General features: G+C 69.1%; 17 protein-coding genes and 1 tRNA gene. 10 read left to right on the top strand and 8 right to left on the bottom strand.

Annotated features, from left to right (window positions below):
• Position 1: 1 nt before the first annotated feature.
• Both EGT29_RS10025 and EGT29_RS10020 read right to left on the bottom strand, forming a co-directional pair.
• The gene (locus EGT29_RS10025) at positions 2 to 2,395 is read right to left on the bottom strand and encodes a bifunctional salicylyl-CoA 5-hydroxylase/oxidoreductase (protein WP_124688890.1); all 2,394 of its coding nucleotides are present in this window, start codon (positions 2,393 to 2,395) and stop codon (positions 2 to 4) included.
• A 115-nt stretch (positions 2,396 to 2,510) separates the two neighbouring features.
• Positions 2,511 to 4,601: an ATP-dependent helicase gene (locus tag EGT29_RS10020; RefSeq protein WP_124688889.1), complete on the bottom strand. Its 2,091-nt coding sequence runs from the start codon at positions 4,599 to 4,601 to the stop codon at positions 2,511 to 2,513.
• 66 nt (positions 4,602 to 4,667) lie between these two features.
• On the opposite strand from EGT29_RS10020, the gene EGT29_RS10015 reads away from it, so the two are divergent.
• The gene (locus tag EGT29_RS10015; protein ID WP_124688888.1) at positions 4,668 to 5,576 is read left to right on the top strand and encodes a DUF72 domain-containing protein; all 909 of its coding nucleotides are present in this window, start codon (positions 4,668 to 4,670) and stop codon (positions 5,574 to 5,576) included.
• Here the strand turns inward: EGT29_RS10015 and EGT29_RS10010 are convergent.
• Positions 5,564 to 6,400, bottom strand: coding sequence for an IclR family transcriptional regulator (locus EGT29_RS10010; RefSeq protein WP_124688887.1), 837 nt, complete (start codon positions 6,398 to 6,400; stop codon positions 5,564 to 5,566). The two genes, EGT29_RS10015 and EGT29_RS10010, sit on opposite strands and share 13 nt — an antisense overlap.
• A gap of 122 nt (positions 6,401 to 6,522) precedes the next feature.
• Here EGT29_RS10010 and EGT29_RS10005 point away from each other — a divergent pair, with 122 nt between their 5' ends.
• From EGT29_RS10005 to EGT29_RS09975, 7 genes are all read left to right on the top strand, one after another.
• Complete coding sequence (locus EGT29_RS10005) at positions 6,523 to 7,857, top strand: Rieske 2Fe-2S domain-containing protein (RefSeq protein WP_124688886.1); 1,335 nt, start codon at positions 6,523 to 6,525, stop codon at positions 7,855 to 7,857.
• A gap of 63 nt (positions 7,858 to 7,920) precedes the next feature.
• Complete coding sequence (locus tag EGT29_RS10000) at positions 7,921 to 8,895, top strand: tripartite tricarboxylate transporter substrate binding protein (protein WP_161567763.1); 975 nt, start codon at positions 7,921 to 7,923, stop codon at positions 8,893 to 8,895.
• 3 nt (positions 8,896 to 8,898) lie between these two features.
• Positions 8,899 to 9,678: an HpcH/HpaI aldolase/citrate lyase family protein gene (locus EGT29_RS09995; protein ID WP_124688884.1), complete on the top strand. Its 780-nt coding sequence runs from the start codon at positions 8,899 to 8,901 to the stop codon at positions 9,676 to 9,678.
• The gene (locus EGT29_RS09990) at positions 9,675 to 10,652 is read left to right on the top strand and encodes a thiamine pyrophosphate-dependent dehydrogenase E1 component subunit alpha (RefSeq protein WP_124688883.1); all 978 of its coding nucleotides are present in this window, start codon (positions 9,675 to 9,677) and stop codon (positions 10,650 to 10,652) included. Before EGT29_RS09995 ends, EGT29_RS09990 begins: the two co-directional genes overlap by 4 nt.
• Positions 10,645 to 11,676, top strand: a complete 1,032-nt coding sequence (locus EGT29_RS09985) for an alpha-ketoacid dehydrogenase subunit beta (RefSeq protein WP_124688882.1) — start codon at positions 10,645 to 10,647, stop codon at positions 11,674 to 11,676. The genes EGT29_RS09990 and EGT29_RS09985 overlap by 8 nt, the downstream gene beginning before the upstream one ends.
• Complete coding sequence (locus tag EGT29_RS09980; protein WP_124688881.1) at positions 11,673 to 12,662, top strand: NAD(P)H-quinone oxidoreductase; 990 nt, start codon at positions 11,673 to 11,675, stop codon at positions 12,660 to 12,662. Before EGT29_RS09985 ends, EGT29_RS09980 begins: the two co-directional genes overlap by 4 nt.
• 32 nt (positions 12,663 to 12,694) lie before the next feature.
• Positions 12,695 to 13,129: a nuclear transport factor 2 family protein gene (locus tag EGT29_RS09975; RefSeq protein WP_161567762.1), complete on the top strand. Its 435-nt coding sequence runs from the start codon at positions 12,695 to 12,697 to the stop codon at positions 13,127 to 13,129.
• A gap of 21 nt (positions 13,130 to 13,150) precedes the next feature.
• Here the strand turns inward: EGT29_RS09975 and EGT29_RS09970 are convergent, their stop codons facing one another.
• The 5 genes from EGT29_RS09970 to EGT29_RS09950 all read right to left on the bottom strand — a co-directional run bounded on the left by EGT29_RS09970 (position 13,151) and on the right by EGT29_RS09950 (position 16,868).
• Positions 13,151 to 14,431 (bottom strand): cytochrome c, encoded by a 1,281-nt coding sequence (locus tag EGT29_RS09970; RefSeq protein WP_124688879.1) that lies wholly within the window; start codon positions 14,429 to 14,431, stop codon positions 13,151 to 13,153.
• Complete coding sequence (locus tag EGT29_RS09965; protein WP_124688878.1) at positions 14,428 to 15,156, bottom strand: c-type cytochrome; 729 nt, start codon at positions 15,154 to 15,156, stop codon at positions 14,428 to 14,430. Before EGT29_RS09965 ends, EGT29_RS09970 begins: the two co-directional genes overlap by 4 nt.
• A 198-nt stretch (positions 15,157 to 15,354) precedes the next feature.
• The gene (locus EGT29_RS09960) at positions 15,355 to 15,591 is read right to left on the bottom strand and encodes a hypothetical protein (protein ID WP_124688877.1); all 237 of its coding nucleotides are present in this window, start codon (positions 15,589 to 15,591) and stop codon (positions 15,355 to 15,357) included.
• Positions 15,592 to 15,745: 154 nt separating this feature from the next.
• A tRNA-Arg gene (locus tag EGT29_RS09955) sits at positions 15,746 to 15,822 on the bottom strand.
• An 80-nt stretch (positions 15,823 to 15,902) separates the two neighbouring features.
• Entirely contained in the window at positions 15,903 to 16,868 is a 966-nt protein-coding gene (locus tag EGT29_RS09950; protein ID WP_124688876.1) for a LysR family transcriptional regulator, read from the bottom strand.
• 99 nt (positions 16,869 to 16,967) lie between these two features.
• On the opposite strand from EGT29_RS09950, the gene EGT29_RS09945 reads away from it, so the two are divergent.
• Positions 16,968 to 18,437 (top strand): carboxylesterase/lipase family protein, encoded by a 1,470-nt coding sequence (locus tag EGT29_RS09945; RefSeq protein WP_161567761.1) that lies wholly within the window; start codon positions 16,968 to 16,970, stop codon positions 18,435 to 18,437.
• 23 nt (positions 18,438 to 18,460) lie between these two features.
• A complete protein-coding gene (locus tag EGT29_RS09940; RefSeq protein ID WP_202865607.1) occupies positions 18,461 to 19,729 on the top strand; it encodes an MFS transporter in 1,269 nt (422 codons plus the stop codon).
• Positions 19,730 to 19,756: the final 27 nt, after the last annotated feature.

Below are 19,756 nucleotides of genomic sequence, written 5' to 3'. Positions count from 1 at the left end.
CTTACTCCAGTAGGCGTGCGGCGATTTCGCGGGGCGACATGCCCTGGGTCGCGGCCGCCACCTGGCGTTCGCGTTCCAGGTTGCGCTCCAGTTGCAGGCGGCCCGCGTAGTACTGCTTGGGCCACTCCACGTCCCATCCCATCTTCGCCGATTCCAGCAGCGTCCACGCCGGATTGGCCAGGTGCGGCCGGGCCAGCGCGCACAGGTCGGCGCGCCCCGCCGCGATGATGCCATTGACGTGGTCGGCTTCAAAAATGGCGCCCACCGCGATGGTCCGGATCTCGGCCTCGTTGCGGACGCGGTCGGCGAACGGCGTCTGGAACATGCGTCCATACACCGGCTGCTCGCGCTTGCTGACCTGCCCTGACGAGCAATCGATCATGTCGGCGCCGGCGGCCTTGAAGAGCCGGGCGATCTCGACCGCGTCGTCGGGCGTGATCCCGCCCTCGACCCAGTCGTGCGCCGAGATGCGCACGCTCATGGGCTTGTGCGCGGGCCATACCGCGCGCATCGCGGCGAAGACCTCGAGCGGATAGCAGCAGCGGTTCTCCAGGCTGCCGCCGTACTCGTCCGTGCGGCGGTTGGTCAGCGGAGAAATGAAGGTGGACAGCAGGTAGCCGTGGGCGCAGTGCAGTTCCAGCCAATCGAATCCGGCCTTCTCGGCCTCGAGCGTGGCATGCACGAAATCGCCCAGGATGCGGCGCATGTCGTCATGCGTGGCCGCGCGGGCCACCTGCGACACGCCGGCCAGGTATTGTTCCTCGGACGCGGCAATGAGCGGCCAGTTGCCGGACTCCAGCGGCAGGTCCGTGCCTTCCCAGGCCAGTTTGGTCGAACCCTTGGGCCCGGCGTGTCCGATCTGCACGGCGATCCGGGCATCGGTATGCTCGTGCACGAAATCGACGATGCGCTTCCAGGCCTCGGTGTGCTCGGGACGGTAGAGCCCGGGGCACCCTGGCGTGATGCGCGCGTCGGCCGACACGCAGGTCATCTCGGCGACGACCATCGCGGCCCCGCCCATCGCGCGGCTGCCCAGGTGCACCATGTGGAAGTCGCCCACCGTGCCGCCCACCGCCGAATACTGGGCCATGGGCGACATGACGATACGGTTCTTCAGGACCAGGTCGCGCACGCGCAGCGGCGTCAGCATGGGGGGGATGGGCTTGCCGCGCGGCTCGGGGGCCTCGGCCAGGCCGGCCGCCGCGAACGCCCTGCGCGCGAACCAGCGCTCGTAGCCTTCGACATAGGATGCGTCGCGCAGCCGCAGGTTTTCGTGCGACAGGCGCTGGCTGCGCGTCAGCATGGAATAGGCGAACTGCTCGGGCTCCATGTCGACGTAGCGGTCGACGTTCTCGAACCACTCCATGGAATTGCGCGCCGAGCTCTGGATCTTGAGCACCTCGATGGCCCGCACCGCCTCGTAGCCGGCCATCACGCCCTCGAGGTCCTGCCCCTGGTAGGTGTCGAAGCAGCGCGCCAGCTCGATCGCGTCCTCGAGCGCCAGCTTGGTGCCGGAGCCGATGGAGAAATGCGCCGAGTGGGCCGCGTCGCCCATCAGCACGACCGGCACGCGCTTGCCGCCGATGTCGTTCCAGTGGACCCAGCTGCCGCAGACGATGCGCGGGAAACGGATCCAGTTCGCCGAACCGCGCAGGTGGGGCGAATTGCTCAGCAGCGGCTGGCCGTCCAGGTATTTGGCGAAGAGTTTTTCGCAGAAGGCGATGGCCTCGGACTGGCTCATCTTGTCGATGCCGGCGCGCTGCCAGACCTCGTCGGGGGTCTCGATGATGAAGGTGGAGGTATCGCCGTCGTATTGGTAGGCATGCGCCTGGAACCAGCCGTGCTCGGTTTCCTCGAACGCGAAGGTGAAGGCCGGGAACAGTTTCTTGGTGCCCAGCCAGACGAACCGGCAGTCGCGGGTCTCGATGTCCGGCTTGAAGACTTCTTCATAGCGCTTGCGGACCTTGCTGTTCAGGCCGTCGCAGGCGATGACCAGGTCTGCCCCGTAGCGGCGGGCCACTTCCTGGTCGTCGTCCACCTCGGTCTCGAACACCAGTTCGACGCCCAGTTCCACGCAGCGGTCCTGCAGGATGTTCAGCAGGCGCTTGCGGCCGATGCCGCAGAAGCCGTGGCCGCCCGAGGTAATGGTGCGTCCCTTGAAATGGACGTCGATGTCGTCCCAGTGGTTGAAGGACTGGAGGATGCGGCGCGCGGTGGTTTCGTCGGCCTGCACCAGGTTGCCCAGCGTCTGGTCCGAGAAGACCACGCCCCAGCCGAAGGTATCGTAAGGACGGTTGCGCTCGATGACGACTATGCGGGATGATGGATCCCGCTTCTTCATCAGCAGCGCGAAATACAGCCCGGCGGGCCCTCCTCCGATGCACGCGATATTCATGGATCCTCCGCTGGCCGGCTCGACGGCTGGAAAAATGGCGGCGGAACACGCGTATCCACCTGCCTGGTGGCTATTATTTCATACTTAAAATATTTTTGCGTCAAGCATTTTGGGCCTAGCGCCAGGCGTTGCGCATGCGGCTGGCGATGTCCACGCGGACGGCTGGCTGGGCCGGCGCAGCGGCCGGCGCCCCCTGCCTGGCCTTGGGCAGGATCTCGAACAGCGGCAGCATGCGCTCCGGGATGAAACGGCTGCGCGTGCCGTAGACGTGGCGGTCGCCCATGCCGCTTTGCTGGTGTACATAGAACCGCTGCGGCACCACCAGTTGCAGGTCTTCCTTGGCGCGGGTCATGGCCACGTACAGCAGGCGCCGTTCCTCTTCGATCTCGTCGGCGTCGCCGGTGCTCATGTCCGACGGAATGCAGCCGTCGACCACGTTCAGCACGTAGACGGCCTTCCACTCCTGCCCCTTGGCCGAATGGATGGTGGACAGGATGAGGTAGTCCTCGTCCAGCAGCGGCTGCCCCGACTGCGCGCTGGTGGCGTCGGGCGGATCCAGGGTCAGCTCGGTCAGGAACTGCTCGCGCGATCCATAGGTGCCGGCGATGCGCGCCAGCTGGTCCAGGTCCGCCTGGCGCACGACCGCGTCGTCGTACAGCCGCTGCAGATGCGGGCCGTACCACCGCAGCGCGAGGTCCAGGTGTGCGGGCCAGGCCAGGCCGGGGTCGCTCAGCGCCACGAAGGTATCGGCGAAAGTCTTCCAGTCCTCCGCCGCCGCGGCCGGCGGGGAAAAACCGGCCAGAGCCTGCACCGCCTGCGCGGACCCGGCCATGGCATCGAGCAGGCGCGCGGCATTGGCCGGGCCGATACCGGGCATCAACTGGGCCACCCGAAAGCCCGACAGGCGGCCCAGCGGATTGGCCGCCCAGCGCAGCAGGGCCAGCACGTCCTTCACGTGCGCGGCCTCGAGGAATTTCAGGCCGCCGAACTTGACGAAGGGGATATTGCGGCGGGTAAGCTCCAGTTCCAGCCCGGCGCTGTGGCTGGCCGAGCGGAACAGCACCGCCTGCGACATCAGCCGCACGCCGGTCTCGCGCCGCGCCAGGATCTGGTCCGCCACCCATCTTGCCTGCCCCGGTTCGTCGCTGACGTAGACCAGTTGCGGCCGCTGCGCCGAGGCGCGATCGGTCCAGAGCTGTTTGGCGTGGCGCTCGGGCGCCTCGGCGATGACGGCATTGGAGGCGTCCAGGATGGGCTGGGTCGAGCGGTAGTTGCGGTCCAGCGTGACGACGTGCGCGGGCCGCGAGAACTGCGAGGGAAAATCCAGGATGTTGCGCACGGTGGCCGCGCGGAACGAATAGATGGACTGGGCATCGTCCCCCACCACCGTCAGGCCGCGGCCGTCCGGCTTCATGGCCAGCAGGATCTCCGCCTGCAGGCGGTTGGTGTCCTGGTATTCGTCGACCAGCACGTGGTCGAAGGTGGCGCCCAGTTCGGCGGCGATGGCGGGCTCCTTGGTCATCTCGGCCCAGTACAGCAGCAGGTCATCGTAGTCCAGCACGTGCTGGTCCTGCTTGGCCTGCACGTAGGCGCCGAACAGCGTCTTCAGCTGCTCTTCCCACTGCGCGCACCAGGGGAAGTGCCGGGCCAGCACGCCGTCCAGCGGCGCCTGGCTGTTGACCGCGCGCGAATAGATGGCCAGGCAGGTGCCCTTCAGGGGAAAGCGGGACTTGGCGCCCGAGAACCCCAGCTCGTGACGCGCGAAACCCATCAGGTCCTCGGCATCGCCCCGGTCGTGGATGGTGAAGGCCTCGGACAGGCCGATGCGCGAGGCGTAGTCGCGCAGCAGCCGCGCGCCGATGGCGTGGAAGGTGCCGGCCCACGGCAGCGACGGCGGCTGCCCGCCCATGCCCAGCACGGCCTGCATCACCCGGCCCGCTCGGCGCTCCATTTCGATGGCGGCGCGGCGCGAGAACGTCAGCAGCAGGATCCGGTGCGGGTCGGCGCCTTTCAGGACCAGGTTGGCCACCCGGTGGGCCAGCGTGCTGGTCTTGCCCGAGCCCGCGCCGGCGATGACCAGCAGCGGCCCGCAGCGATCGGCGTCGGCGCCGGTGCCGGTGCCGGTGCCGTACTCGACGGCTTCGCGCTGGCGGGGATTCAGGTCGGCCCAGGGATCGTGGGCCGGCGTGTCGGGAACGTGTGACATGGGACGCGGGAAGACTGTATATTCATCCAGTATAAACGCCCGTTCCCTTCCTCCGGATTTCCCGCCATGACCGTGCGCGTCGGCACCTCGTCCTGGACCGATCCCACCCTGCTGGCCTGCGGCCGCTTCTATCCCGCCTCGGCCCGCACGGCCGAGGACCGGCTGCGCTTCTATGCCTCGCGCTTCCCGCTGGTCGAGGTGGACAGCAGCTACTACCGCCTGCCGGACGCACGCACGGCCTACCTGTGGACCCGGCGCACGCCGCCGCATTTCGTCTTCCACCTGAAGGCCTTCCGGCTGTTCACGGGACACCTGACGCCGGCCGCGGCGCTGCCGGCGGACATCGGCGCGGAACTCCCGCCCGAGGCCCGCATCGTCGACCATGCCACCCTGCCGGGCGAGTTGCGCGACGAACTCTGGAGCCGTTTCCTGCAAGGCCTGGAGCCGCTGCGCCAGAGCGGCCAGCTGGCGGCGGTCCATTTCCAGTACGCGCCCCGGGTGCGCAACAACGCCGCCGGCCGCGCGCTGGTGCGCGCCTGCGCGCGGCGCATGGAGGACCAGGTCCATGCGGTGGAATTCCGCCATCGCGGCTGGCTGGACCCGGCGGGCCGATCCGGCACGCTGGCCCTGCTGCGCGAACTGGGCGCGGCCCACACCGTGGTCGACAGCCCCGACCAGTACGTGAACAGCGTGCCCGCCGTCTGGGCGGCCACGCGCCCCGACCTGGCGGTGGTGCGCCTGCACGGGCGCAACAGCCAGGCCTGGAACCGCCGGGGCCTTGCCGCCTCGTCGGGCCGCTTCGTCTACGAATACACGCCCGAGGAACTGGAGCGCATCGCCGAGCTGGTACGCAAGCTCACGCAGGCCGCGGCCAACGTCCACGTGCTGTTCAACACCAACTTCGAGGACCAGGGCGTGCGCAACGCGGCGGCGTTCGACGACACGCTGGGGCGGCGGCCCCGTCAGACGGCGTAGCTGCTGCGGCGCACCTGCGCCACCATCTCCATCAGCCTGGGCGCCAACCCCTCCTCCACGCTCTGCCGCGACGCGCGAAAACGCGGGATGACGGCGTTGAACACGATCAGCTCGCCGTCGCGCAGCCGGCCCATGGGCACGCCCACGGCATAGTGGTCGGGATGCTGTTCGCCATAGACGCTGCAAAAACCCTTCTTGGCGAAGGCCGCGACCGACCGGGCGGCGTGGTCCTGGTGCTCGGTCCACATGCGCGGGGTCTTGACCCGGATCTCGTTCAGCAGCTTTTGCCGTTCGGCGGGTTCGCATCCCGAGATGAAGGCATGGCCGATGGCGGTCGAGACGATGGGAAAACGCAGGCCGATGTCCGAGAGCTGCGGCGCGAAGGCACTCGTGATGCGGCTCGTCTCCACGTAGACGATGCTGAGGCGGTCGCGTATGCCCATCGACACCGAGCAGTTCATCGACTCGGCCAGCACATTCATCAGCGGACGGGCCAGCTGGCGCAAGGTGAGCGAAGCCAGCAGCGGATAGCCCAGCGATACCACGCCCGGCGCCAGGCGGTACTTGCCCGACAGCGTGTCGGGCCGCAGGTAGCCCAGCTTCACCAGGGTGTAGGTGAAGCGCGAGATGGTCGGGGGCGACAGGCCGGTGCGCCGCGCCAGCTCCTTGTTGCCCAGCGCCGGCTCGAGCGGCGTGAAGCAGCGCAGGATCTGCATCCCCCGGGCCAGCGTGGAGGCGAACAGCCGATCGCCCTCGTGCGCCTCGTAGGCATCGAACTCGATGTCGCTGGGCTCCTCGTCGATCTGGTAGGGATTGCGGGACATGGTCAGAGTCTGCTCCGTATTCTGCATTGCAGAATGCTATTCAAAATATCCGAACTTCCCTACCAGCGATTTCCCGCACGGCACGACACTTCCGGCACGCACACCAAGGAGACGGCACCATCATGCTGAGCGCGGAAGACAACGAACTGATCACCCGTTCCGGCCCCGACACCCCCGCCGGCCGCCTGTTGCGCCAGTTCTGGGTGCCGGTGCTGCTGTCCGAGGAACTGCCGGAGCCGGACTGTCCGCCCAAGCGCATCAAGGTACTGGGCGAGGACCTGCTGGCCTTTCGCGACAGCGACGGACGCATCGGCGTGGTCGACCCCGTCTGTCCGCACCGCGGCGCCAATCTCTACTACGGCCGCAACGAGCACGCGGGACTGCGCTGCGTGTTCCATGGCTGGAAATTCGACGTGGACGGACACTGCCTGGACATGCCCACCATGCCGGCCGATTCGCCCTACCGCGAGCGCATCCGCCTGAAGTCCTATCCCGCGCAGGAATGGGGCGAATACGTCTGGGCCTACATGGGGCCGGCCGCCGAGCCGCCGCCGCTGCCGAAACTGGCCTTCGCCCTGGTGCCGCCGTCGCACCGCTACGTCAGCAAGAAATGGCAGGACTGCAACTGGCTGCAATGCGTCGAGGGCGCGCTGGACACGACCCATTTCTCGTTCCTGCACATGCTGTTGGGCACGGAAGAAGCCGAGGCGGCGGCGGAGGTGATGGAACGGATCAAGCATGCCGCGCTGGGCGCGCAGGCCGTGCGCAACGACCGCTTCAAGTGGGTGCGCGACGACCCGATGCCGGCCTTCTCGGTGGACGAATTTCCCGCCGGACTGGTGGTGGGCGGGGCACGCAAGGCCGACGGCGACGATCTGTACTGGCGCATCGCCCACTACCTGGTCCCCAATCACGCGCTGGCGCCCAGCGCCTTCCCCGGCGAGAACTACCATGGGCAGACCTTCGTGCCCGTAAACGACACCTCGTGCTGGATCTACACCTATACCTGGAATCCCGACCGGCCGCTGACCGAGGAAGAACGGGAGGCGGCGCGCCAGGGGCACACCATCCACGCGCAGGTGGACGAGCACTACGTGCCCCACCGGAACCTGCGCAACGACTACCTGATCGACCGCCAGGACCAGAAGCACAACAGTTTCACCGGCATCCAGGGCGTGTCCGAACAGGATGCCGCCATCCAGGACAGCCAGGGCCCGATCGCCGACCGCACGCGCGAACACCTCGGTCCCACCGACCTGGGCATCGTGCGCATGCGCCGCCTGCTGCTGGGCCTGATCCGCGACGAGATGGCGGGCCGGACGCCCCAGGCGCTGTCCCACCCCGACGCGTACGCCGTGATGTCCGGCGGCTGGGTCGCGCACAAATCCAAGGCGCTGGACGAAGTCATGACCGAGCGCTTCGGCAATCCCCAGGGCTACGTCGAGCAGGCGCGATGACCCCCTGATTTCCCCTCAAGCATGAAGCGGCGCGAAAACAGCGCCGCCATTCCGGAGACGATGATGAGACTACTCAAGCTGCTCGCGGCAACGAGCGCAGTGCTGTCCTGCGCTCTGGCGGCACCGGGCGCCCATGCCCAGAACTACCCGGTCAAACCCATCAAGCTGGTGGTGCCCTACCCGCCCAGCGGCATCGGCGACACCGCCGCGCGCGACATCGCGCTGAACCTCGCGCAGCGCCTGGGGCAGCCGGTCATCGTCGAGAACAAGCCCGGCGCCAGCCAGATGATAGGCGCGGAGTTCGTGGCCAAGTCGCCACCCGACGGCTACACGCTGTTCCTGGGCAGCCTGTCCAGCCTCGTGCTGAACATCTCCGCGCAGAAGAGCCTGCCTTACGACCCCTTCAAGGACTTCGCGCCGGTGTCGCTGGCCTTCACCACGCCGCTGTACCTGGTGGTCAATCCCTCCCTGCCGGTGAAATCGGTGGCCGATCTGATCGCCTATGCCCGCGGCAATCCCGGCAAGCTCAGTTTCGGTTCGATAGGTACGGGCAGCTCGCTGCACCTGACCGCGGAAATGTTCAAGTCCATGACCGGCACGGACATGGTCCACATTCCCTACAAGGGCAGCATGCCGGCGCTGAGCGACCTCGTGGGCGGCCAGATCCAGCTGATGTTCGACGCCGGCACCTCGGCCCTGCCGCTGGTCCACGGCGGCCGGCTGCGGGTGCTGGGCGTGACCAGCAAGACGCGCGCCAGCGGCACGCCCGACATCCCGCCCATCGCCGACACCGTGCCCGGCTTCGACGCCTCGTTCTGGTTCGGCATCGTCGCGCCGGCCGGCGTCCCCCAGCCCATCATCGACAAGCTGTCGACCGAGCTGCGCGCCATCCTGCGCCAACCCGCGCTGCGCGAGAAGCTCCGCAGCAGCGGTGTCGAGCTGACCGGCAGCACTCCCGCCGAGATGACGGCGCAAATGAAGGCCGACCTGCCGATCTGGCAGGAGGTCCAACGCAAGGCAGGCATTTCACCGGAGTAAGACATGACCTCATTCCCCGTGCAAAACCGTTTCAAGCGCCTGATCCAGTCCGGGCATCCCCAGTATGGACTGTTCTGTGTCTCCAACGCCTTGCAGACCGCGGAGGCGCTGGCCGGCAGCGGTTTCGACTTCATCATGTTCGACCTGGAGCATTCGCCCCAGAGCATGCCCCATCTGCATGCCCAGTTCGCGGCGCTGGCCTCGGGCCCTACGGCGGCCACGGTGCGCGTCCCCATCCTGGAGCCCGCCTCGTTCAAGCAGTACCTGGACCTGGGCGCGCAGGCGCTGATGGTACCCAACATCTCGAACGCGGACGAGGCCCGCGCCGCGGTGCGCTACACGCGCTACCCGCCGGCGGGCGGCGTGCGCGGCCTGGGCGGCACCATGCGCGCCACGCGCTATGGCCGCGACAAGGAATACTATGCGCGCGCCGCGCAGGAAACCTGCCTGCTGGCGCAGATCGAGACGCGCGAAGGCATGGCGAACCTGGATGCGATCTGCCGCGTCGAAGGCGTGGACATGGTGTTCTTCGGTCCGACCGACCTGTCGGCCGACATGGGGCATATGGGCCAGCCCAACCATCCCGAGGTCGTGGACGCCATCGAACAAGGGATACGGCGCGCGGTGGCGCTGGGCATGCCGGCCGGCGTGCTGGCGGGCTCGCCGGAGTGCGAACGCTACGTCGCGGCCGGCGCCACCGTGGTCATCGTCGGCTCGGACCTGTCGCTGCTGGTGCGCACCGCCGACGCGCTGGCCGCCAAGCACGTGCAGGCCGTCCGATGAGCCTCGTTGCGACATCCGGCGACGCGCCGTTCGCGCGCGAACTCGCGGCCCTGGACACCATGCTGCACATCCGCCTGCTCGAGGAAAAAATCACCGAGCTGCGCAAGGCACAGTCCATCCAGGGGTCGATCCACCTGTGCATCGGCCAGGAAGCCATCTATGCGGGCTCGTGCCAGGCGCTGCGGGCGGACGACCCGGTGTTCTCCACTTATCGCGGCCACGGGTGGGCCCTGGCGCGCGGCGTGCCGGCGCAGGGAATACTGGCCGAGCTGCTGGGCCGCGAAAGCGGCGTCTGCCGGGGACGCGGCGGCTCGGCCATGTTCAGCGCCGCCGACCACGGCTTCTATGGCGAAAACTCCATCGTCGGCGCCGGCGCCCCCATCGCCTGCGGCGCCGCGCTGGCCTCGGTGCTGCGCGGCGAGGAACGCGTGGCGCTGACCGCCTTCGGCGACGGCGCCATGAACCAGGGCGCCATCCACGAGGCGATGAACTTCGCCGCGTACCGCGATCTGCCGGTGCTGTTCATCTGCGAGAACAACACCTACGCGGAACTGACTCCAGTGGCCGAGACCGTGCGCGATGCCGAACTGCACAAGCGGGCCGCCGCCTACGGCATGCCCGGGGAACGGGTGGACGGCAACGACGTCGCCGCCGTGCGCGACTGCGTGGCGCATCACGCGGCGCGCGCCCGCGGGGGGCAAGGCCCGGCCCTGATCGAGATGATGACCCAGCGGCTGGTCGGCCATTACTACGGCGACCTGCAAGGCTACCGGCCGCGCGGCGAACTGGCCGAGGCCCGGCAGCGCGAGCCCATCGCGCGCCTGCGGCAGCGCCTGGCGGCGGACGGCGTGGCGGCCGATACCCTGGCCGCGCTGGAAGCGGCCGCCGCGGCCGACATCGCGCGCGCGGCCGAAGCGGCACTGGCCGCGCCCCTGGCCGATCCGGCCACCGTCATGGAGCACCTGTATGCCTGAAGCCTCTTCTTCCACGGGGGTCGCCCAGCTCAGCTTCGGCAAGGCGGTGAACGCCGCGCTGGCCCGCGCGCTGGAGGACATGCCCGAGGTCGTCCTGTATGGCGAGGACGTCGGCAAGCCCGGCGGCGTCTTCGGCGTGACCAAGGACCTGCAGCGGCAGGCCGGCGCCGCGCGCGTGTTCGACACTCCCATCAGCGAGACCGCCATGCTGGGCGTGGCGGTGGGCGCGGCCATGAGCGGCCTGCGGCCCGTGGTCGAGATCATGTGGATAGATTTCAGCCTGGTCGCCATGGACCAGCTCGTGAACCAGGCCGCCAACGTGCGCTACGTCTCGGCCGGCCGGCTGGCCGCGCCGCTGACCGTGCGCACCCAGCAGGGCGCCACGCCCGGTTCGTGCGCCCAGCACTCGCAGAACCTGGAGGCGCTGTACGCCCACATACCCGGGCTGCGCGTGGGCATCCCGGCTACCGCGCAGGATGCCTACGACATGCTGCTGGCCGCCATCCGCTGCGACGACCCGACCCTGGTCATCGAGAACCGCGCCATGTACCACGGCGACCCGCAGCCCGTCAGCCTGGGCGGCCCCATCGAGGATGCCTGCGGCGCCCGCGTCGCGCGGCCGGGCCGCGATCTCACCCTGGTGGCCTGGGGCGCCATGCTGTTCCAGGCGCTGGAGGCGGCCGCGCAACTGGCGCGCGAAGGCATCGAGGCCGAAGTGATCAACGCGCGCTGGATCGCGCCTTTCGACTGGCCCACACTGCTGGCCAGCGCCGGCCGCACCGGCCGCCTGCTGGTCGCGCACGAAGCCAACGTGACCGGCGGCTTCGGCGCCGAGATCGCGGCCCGCGTGCAGGACGAACTGTACGGCCGCCTGCGCGCGCCCGTGCGGCGCCTGGGCGTGGCCGACTGCCGCATCCCCGCCGCGCCGCACTTGCAGGCCGCGCTGATTCCCGACGCCGGCCGCATCGCCCAGGCCGCGCGCGAACTCGTAGGCGAGCAGCGGGACAGGAGGACCCAGCCATGAGCACACTGCGCTACATCGACCATGGCGACGGCGGACCGCCCGGGGTCCTGCGACTGGCCGAGGGCATCGTGCCCGCCCCCGGTCCGGGCGAGGTGCTGATCGAAGTCGCTTTCGCCGGCGTCAACCGGCCCGACTGCGCCCAGCGCATCGGCCGCTATCCGCCGCCTCCGGGCGCCTCGCCCATCCTGGGCCTGGAAGTCTCGGGCCGCGTCGCCGCCGTCGGCCCCGGCATCGAACGCTGGCGCGCGGGCGACATGGTCTGCGCATTGACGCCGGGCGGCGGCTACGCCAGCCATTGCCTCGCCCCGGCCGAACACTGCCTGCCGGTGCCGGCGGGTTTCTCGCTGGAACAGGCAGCGGCTCTGCCCGAAACCTGCTTCACCGTCTGGGACAACCTGTTCGTGCGGGCACGCCTGCAATCCGGCGAAAGCCTGCTGGTCCACGGCGGCTCGAGCGGCATAGGCGTCACCGCCATCCAGATGGCCAAGGCCTTCGGCGCCCGCGTACTCACGACTGTGGGCACGCCGGACAAGGCGGCCTTCTGCAGGATGCTGGGCGCCGACCTGGCGATCGACTACCGGAACGACGACTTCGTCCGGCAGGCGCTGGCCTTCACCCAGGACCGCGGCGTCGACGTCGTGCTGGACATGGTCGGCGGCCCTTATGTCGCCCGCGACCTCGAGGCCCTGGCGCTGGACGGCCACATCGCCCTGATCGCCTTCATGGGCGGCCCCGAGGCGGTCCTGCCCATTCCCGCCCTGCTGCGCAAGCGCGCCACGCTGACCGGGTCCACGCTGCGGCCCCGTTCGGTCGCCCAGAAGGCCGTCATAGCGCGCGAGCTGGAACGCCATTGGTGGCCGCGACTGGCGGCCGGACAAGGCACGCCCGCCATCGACAGCGTCATCCCATGGACCGACACGGTGCGCGCGCACGAACGCATGGAAAGCAGCGCCCACACCGGCAAGATCGTGCTCGCCGTGAACTGATGCCCTCCCAAGCTTCCAAGGACCCGACCGCCATGACGACCTCCGAACTGGAAACCGCGTGGGCGTGCAGCCGCGTGGTGCACGATTTCTTCCATCACTACGACCATTGGCGCTATGCGCGCATGCTGGACCTGTACACGCCCGAAGGCGTCTGGCACCGCGCCGGCGCCGCGCTGCGCGGCCATGCCCGCATCCTGGAGGAACTCGAACGCCGACCGCGCAACCAGCGGGTGGCCCACGTCGTGACCAACCTGCGCGTGGAACCGGCCACGGCGGCCACGGCCGGCGCGACCTACTACCTGACGGTATATCGCCACGCGGGCGAGATTGCGGACGACGCGGCGGCGCCCATGGCAGGACCCGCCATGCTGCTGGCCGGCACGGCCGAACTCGTGCGCACCGAGCAAGGATGGAAATTCGACAGCCAGACGCTCACGCGCCGCTTCGAGACCGGTCCGGCGCGCTGAGCGCCGGACCTGGGCCGTGCGTTAGCGCACAGCCTCGCGCACCCGGCGCACCTCGGGCAGGCTGACGGCGCTGGCCTGGTTGCCCCAACTCTGGCGGATGAACGACACCACGGCCGCCACGTCCTGGTCACCCAGCAACTGGCCGAACGGCGGCATGCCGTGCGGCTGCGGGTTCCCCGCCGTGGCCGGCGCGAAACCGCCCGACAGCACCATGTGCACCGCGTTGTCCGACGACGCGGCAACCACCGAGATATTGCCCGCCAGCGGCGGCCAGGCCGGCGAGCGCCCCTGGCCATCGGCGCCGTGACACTGGGCGCAATGCTGCTCGTACAGCTTGCCGCCCGCGCTCATCAGCGCGGACGAGGCCGCGCCGGATACCGAGGCCGTATCGGTGCCGACCGCCGGCAGCGACTTCAGATAGACCGCCATCGCGTCCAGGTCGGCGTCATTCGCGTACTGGAATCCCTGATGGACCGCCTCGGCCATCGGCCCCGCCGCATGCGAGCGGGGCGCGATGCCGGTCTTGAGCAGATCGACGATGTCCTGCCGGGTCCAGTCCCCCAGGCCCGTCACGCGATCGCCCGTCAACGGCGGCGCATACCAGGACTGCCCGCCGATCAGCGAGCCGGCCAGCCCGGCATCCAGCGCCATCGCGCCCAGGCGGTTGCGCGGCGTGTGGCACTCCGCGCAATGCGCCAGGCCCTGGACCAGATAACGTCCACGCAGCCAGGCCTCGGACGGCTCCGCCGGTGCCGGCTCGTCCGACGTCGGCCGGAAATAAAAGGCCCGCCACACCGCCACCAGCCAGCGCTGGTCGTAGGGAAACCCGAGCTCGTGCGGCCGGTTCGCCTGCGCCGCCGGTGGCAGCGACCGCAGATAGGCGAACAGCGCGTCCGCATCCGTGCGCGAGACATGGCGATAGCTGGGATACGGAAAGGCCGGATACAACAGGCTGCCGTCCGGCGCCTTGCCCTGATGCAGCGCGCGCCAGAAATCGTCGGCGCTCCACTTGCCCAGGCCGTGCTCCGGATCGGGCGTCAGGTTCGGGCCATAGAACGTGCCGAACGGCGTCGCCAGCGCACGGCCGCCGGCAAAGGCCTCGCCGCCCGGCGCGGTATGGCATCCCACGCAATTGCCCAGGCGCGCCAGGTAGCGTCCGCGCTCCACTAGTTGTTGCCCGCCTTCTTCCGCGGCAGCGGTCCGGGCCGGCGCGTCGTACTCGCGATGCCCCATCCAGAACACCGCCCCCACCGCCGCGACCGCCACCGCCAGCACACCCAGCATGAATCCACGCTTGTTCATGGCCGGCTCCCCACATGCACCTGGCTGCCGCATTCCATCGGCATCGGCTCGGGCAGGCTGGCCGCGGGAGCCACCTCGCGCACCGGCTGCGAAGACAGCCACCCCGCCACCGCGCTGACGTCCTCGGGCGTCAGGCGACGCGCGATGTCCGCCATGCAATCGGGTGCGATCGCCTTGCGCAGGCCATTGGTCCACGCGCCGAACTGCGAGCTGAGGTAGTCATGCGGCAGACCCAGCAGCGCCGGCACAGCCGGCAGCACACCGGACAGCGCCTGCCCGTGACAGGACACGCAGGCGGGCACTCCGCGCGCGCGATCGCCTTCCATCACGAGTTGCCGGCCATGCTCCAGCGTGGCGGCGGGCAGGCGGGAAGGCTTGGGGTCGGGATAAGGAGGATGCTGGTCGGAGAACCACACGGCGATCTGCTTCAGATACTCGTCCGACATGTTCTCGAGCAGATGCTGCATCGGCCGGTACTGGCGCTGGCCGGCACGGAAATACACGAGCTGGTTGTACAGGTAGTCGGCCGGTTTGCCGGCGATGCGGGGGTAATAGCCATCGGGCCCGGCGCGGCCCTGCTCGCCATGACAGGCCGTACAGGCCGCCATGCGTCCCGCCATGGTGCCCGGCTCGAGCTTCTGGGACTGCTGAGCCGACAACGGCGCCGACAGGGCCATCGCGGCAAGTCCCCCCAGGATTTTGTATTTGTAGTTGACGAATGGCATGGGTCAGTGAAGCCACGGCGTGCAGCCGCGCCTCTGGGCAGCGTTTCGACACAAGCAGTGTACTCGGGTGGGTGGAAGAAACGCGGGGAGCGGGACGCGACCGATCGTCGCATGGGGCTCGCACGGACCAGGATGTCCCAGGCAACGTTGTCGTTCACGTTCATCGCACGGATCACCGTTGGTCCGAACCTGCGCGCCCTACTTCGCCTGCTCCAATCCCCGATAGCTGTTGATGGTCGTCAGGGCCTGCGTACGCGCCAGGTTTTCGGTTTCGACCAGATCCTGCCACCTCGTCCAGCAGTGCGGATCAAGGATGTCGTTGTTCCCGAAATAGTCGTGGACCGCGACGTGGGCCTCGTCCCAAACTCGCATCGCATCTTGAACGTCGTTGATAGTCAGCATGTCGGCCTCCTCGAGAAAGGCGACGGGCAGCAACTGCCGTTCCTGGAGGACGATTTTCCCTTCCGGCCGGCGTGCGCAAGGACATCACATAATGCCCGGCATACGCGTGCAAGAACGTTGGATGAAAGAAAAAGCCGCGCAATGCAAAAAGGGGTTAGCGATTACTATCGCTAACCCCTCATACATCTGGCGCGCCCGGCAGGATTCGAACCCACGACCCCTTGGTTCGTAGCCAAGTACTCTATCCAACTGAGCTACGGGCGCTGCAAAGAAATAAGATTATAGCGACACTTTTTTCGGCTTGCAAATCGGGGGCTGAAAAACCTGCAAACTGCGCATTCCCCCTACCCCGAACGCTTGCCGCGCCCGCTCTTGCCAGGGTGCTCCACCCTGCCCCGTGGCGTGTGCGGGACGTCGAAATCCGCGCCCGGCAGGCGCTGCACCAGCATGTCCAGGAAGGACCGGGCCGCGGTGGTCAGGGTACTGCCGCCGGGATAGACGGCAAAGATGTTGACCGGCGGCGGCAGCCAGTCCTCCAGGACGCGTACCAGCCGGCCCTGGCGCAGTTCCTGCGCACACAGGTCCAGGGGCAGCGCGGCGATGCCCAGGCCCTGGCGCGCCGCCTGCAGCAGCGCCGACAGGTGGTAGGTGGTGAAGCGCGGTTCGAAGCGCACGACGCTGGTTTCCCGGCCGCGCCGGAGCCGCCACAGCCATTCTGTGGTCTTGCGCCCGAATCCCAGGCAGGGCATGGCAGCCAGGCCGGACGGGTCGGCCAACGCGTCCACGCCGGGCAGGTCGGGGCTGGCCATCAGGGCGAAGGGGCTGGTGATCAGTTTGCGCGCGACGATGTCGGCGTCGGGCAGCGCTTCGAACGCGGGGTAGATGACAAGGTCGGCCGAAACGAAGCGCGGGTCGAAGATGAGCGCGCTGGCCTCGAAGTGGAGCCGCACGTGGGGGTGGGCCAGCGCGAACTCGGTGGCCAGTTGTTCGACGGCGATCTCGCTCAGGTAGGGCGGCGCGATGACGTGCAGGGATCCGGTTGGCACGGCCTGCAGGCGTTCGGCCAGTGCCAGCAGCCTGTCGGCCTCGGCGGCCACCCGCGCGCACTGCCGGTAGCACTCCTGTCCGAAGCTGGTCAGCACGAACTGCCTGGGACCACGGTGGAAGAGTGGCGCGCCCAGGCGGCGCTCGAGGTCGGACAGCCTGCGTGCCAGCGTGGACTTGGCCACGCCCATCTGTCGTCCGGCGGGCGACAGGCCGCCATGGTCGACCACCATCTTGAACACGTACATGTCGTCCAGGCCGCGCATGGATTCGTTCCTTTTCCAGTACGTTGGCGTTCCAATAACAGAACGAACTCGGGCAGTTCACGATGCTACGCTTCCTTCACCACAAAGGGGAGCCATGCCATGAACCCGAACGATCCAAGCGTCGTGGACACGCCTTACGGCCGCCTGCTGGGCGTCCGCGAGGGCAAGGTGGTCCGTTTCCTGGGCGTGCCCTACGCCCAGCCCCCCACCGGCGGCCGGCGCTTCGCGCCACCCCAGCCGCTGGCGGAAGGAAACGGCCGATTCGACGCGACGGCGTCCGCGGCCATTCCGCCCCAGTTGCCCTCCAGGCTGGCCAAGGTCATGGGCGACTATCCCGCCCGGCAGGACGAGGACTGCCTGCACCTGGACATCTGGGTACCCATCGACTGCCCGTCCCGCGCGCCGGTGTTCGTGTTCCTGCACGGCGGCGCCTTCATGACGGGTGGCGGATCGCTGCCCTGCTACGACGGCGCCGCGCTGGCCGAGCGCACGGGCATGATCGTGGTCAACGTCACCTATCGCCTGGGCGTGCTGGGCTTCCTGCCCATTCCCGGGATCGCGCCCGCCAACCTGGGACTGCGCGACCAGATGGCGGCGCTGTCGTGGATACGCCGCGCGATCGGTGCGTTCGGCGGCGATCCGGCCAACGTCACGGTGGCGGGACAGTCGGCGGGCGCGTACTCGATCGCCGCGCTGCAGACCCGCGCGGACGGCCCGGAACTGTTCGACCGCGCCATCATGATGAGCACGCCGCTGGGCGTGGCCTTGCAGACGCCGGCGCAGAAGCGCGAAGTGGCCGATATGTTCACGCGCGCCGTGGGGATCGAGGCCGCGACGCCGGACAACCTGTCGCGGCTGCCGGTGGACGCCATCCTGAAGGCCCAGTTGCAAGTACTGCGGCAGACCGTTCCGGCCAGCCCCGGAGAGGTCACGCCGCCCTTCATGCCGACGGTCGACGGCGAGGTCATCGCCGCTCCACCGCTGGCGGCGGCCGGCGCGGGCGCGTGGTGCGACACCATCATCGGCTACACGCGTGAAGAAAATGCCGCGTTCCATGTGGGCGATGCCGTCATGCGCGACCTGCCGGCGGACACGGTGCGCGGCGTGTATCAGGCCCACTATGGACAGGCAGGTGACGAGCGGTATGAGCAGGCCCGCGCCAGCCGGGCGCCCGGCACGCCTGTCGCGGTGCTGACGGACCTGCGGTCCCGCCTGGATTTCATCGAGCCTACGCTGGCCTATGCGCGCGCGCTGGCCGCGAAGGGCCGCGCGCCGTTCGTCTATCAGTTCGACTGGCAGTCGCCCACGCCGGGCATCGGCGCCTGCCACTGCATCGAACTGCCCTTCCTGTTCGGCAACCTGGCCACCTGGCGGGACGCGCCCATGGTGGCCGGTGCCGATCCGGCCGAGCTTGCCGATCTGAGCCGCGGCTTCCAGGACATCTGCGCGGCGTTCGCCCACACCGGCGATCCCAACCGCGCGACGCTGCCCTCGTGGCCCAGCCATGGGCAGGACGGCGCCGTGCTGCACATCGACCGCCTCATCCAGGCCCGGCGCGCGCCGCGTTGAATCCCTTCTTCGCAAGGACCACCATGGACACTTCCTCCGTATCGGCCGCCACGTCCGGCGACGCTTCGCGCTCGCGCCTCGCCCGCATCGGCGTCGTGGCGATCTGCTTCCTGATCGTGCTGCTGGACGGCCTGGACACCACGTCCATCGCCTTCGTCGCCCCTGCGCTGGCGCGTGAATGGGGTTTGCCGCCCGCGGCGTTCACGCCGGCCTTCGTCGCCACCAGCGTGGGCGCCGTCGTGGGCTATCTGGCCTGCGGTCCGCTGGCCAGCCGCTGGGGACAGCGCACGGTGGGCGGCCTGAGCGTCGCGCTGTTCGGCCTGGGCACGCTGCTGTCCGCCTGGTCGCCGGATGTCCCCGTGCTGGCGGCCCTGCGCTTCGTCGCGGCCGTAGGCCTGGGTGGCGCGCTGCCCGTGGCGGTATCGGTGGCCGCCGGCGCGACGCCGGCCCGCTACAAGGAAACGGCGGCGATGCTGGTGGCGGCGGGATTGTCGGCGGGCGCCGTCATCGGCGGCATGGCTGGCGTGCCCTTGATGCGGCAGTACGGCTGGCACTCCGTGTTCATGATAGGCGGCATCCTGCCGCTGGTGCTGCTGCCCTTCTTCCTGAAGGTCCTTCCCGGCCGCGACCTGGCCACCCGTACCTCCCGGCCGGCCCAGGGCGGCAGCGTGGCGGCGCTGTTCGACCGCCGCTGGCGGCTGCGCACCTGGCTGCTGTGGCTGTTCGCCTTCCTGATCTTCCTGGATGCCTATGCCCTGACCTTCTGGATTCCCACGCTGCTGGCCGAGTTCGGCTTCGGTCCCGCGCAGGCGCCGGCCGCGACGGCCGCCTTCGGCCTGGGCGGCCTGCTGGGCAGCCTGGCGATGATGGCGCTGGTGGCGAAGCTGGGCGTCAAGCGCCTGCTGGCGATCACGACCTTGATCGCGATCGCCTCGATACTGGTCGTGAACCAGGCCGCGCTGGCGCCTGGACAGGTGCTGGCCGTGATCGGCGGCATGGGCGCGGGCCTGATCACCGGCTGTGTGGGACAAAGCGCCCTGGCGGTGTCCTACTACCCGCCGGAGATCCGCACCACCGGCGTGGGCTGGGCCGCGGCCTCGGGCCGCATAGGCTCCATCGTCGGACCAGCCCTGGGCGGCCTGATGCTGGCGCTGAACTGGAGCCCCCGGGACATCGTGCTGACCGCGGTCGTGCCGGCCGCGGCCGCGCTGGCGGTGCTGGCCGCGCTGGCCTGGGTGGACCGGCGCCCGGATGCCGGCCCTGCTCCGGTGCAGGCCACCTCCATCACCTGAGCCCCGGACCGCCGGCCGGCTACGCAC

The organism is Pigmentiphaga sp. H8, from assembly GCF_003854895.1.
In the GTDB taxonomy this organism is placed as follows: domain Bacteria; phylum Pseudomonadota; class Gammaproteobacteria; order Burkholderiales; family Burkholderiaceae_B; genus Pigmentiphaga.
This window is presented reverse-complemented; position numbering and strand designations above follow the sequence as displayed.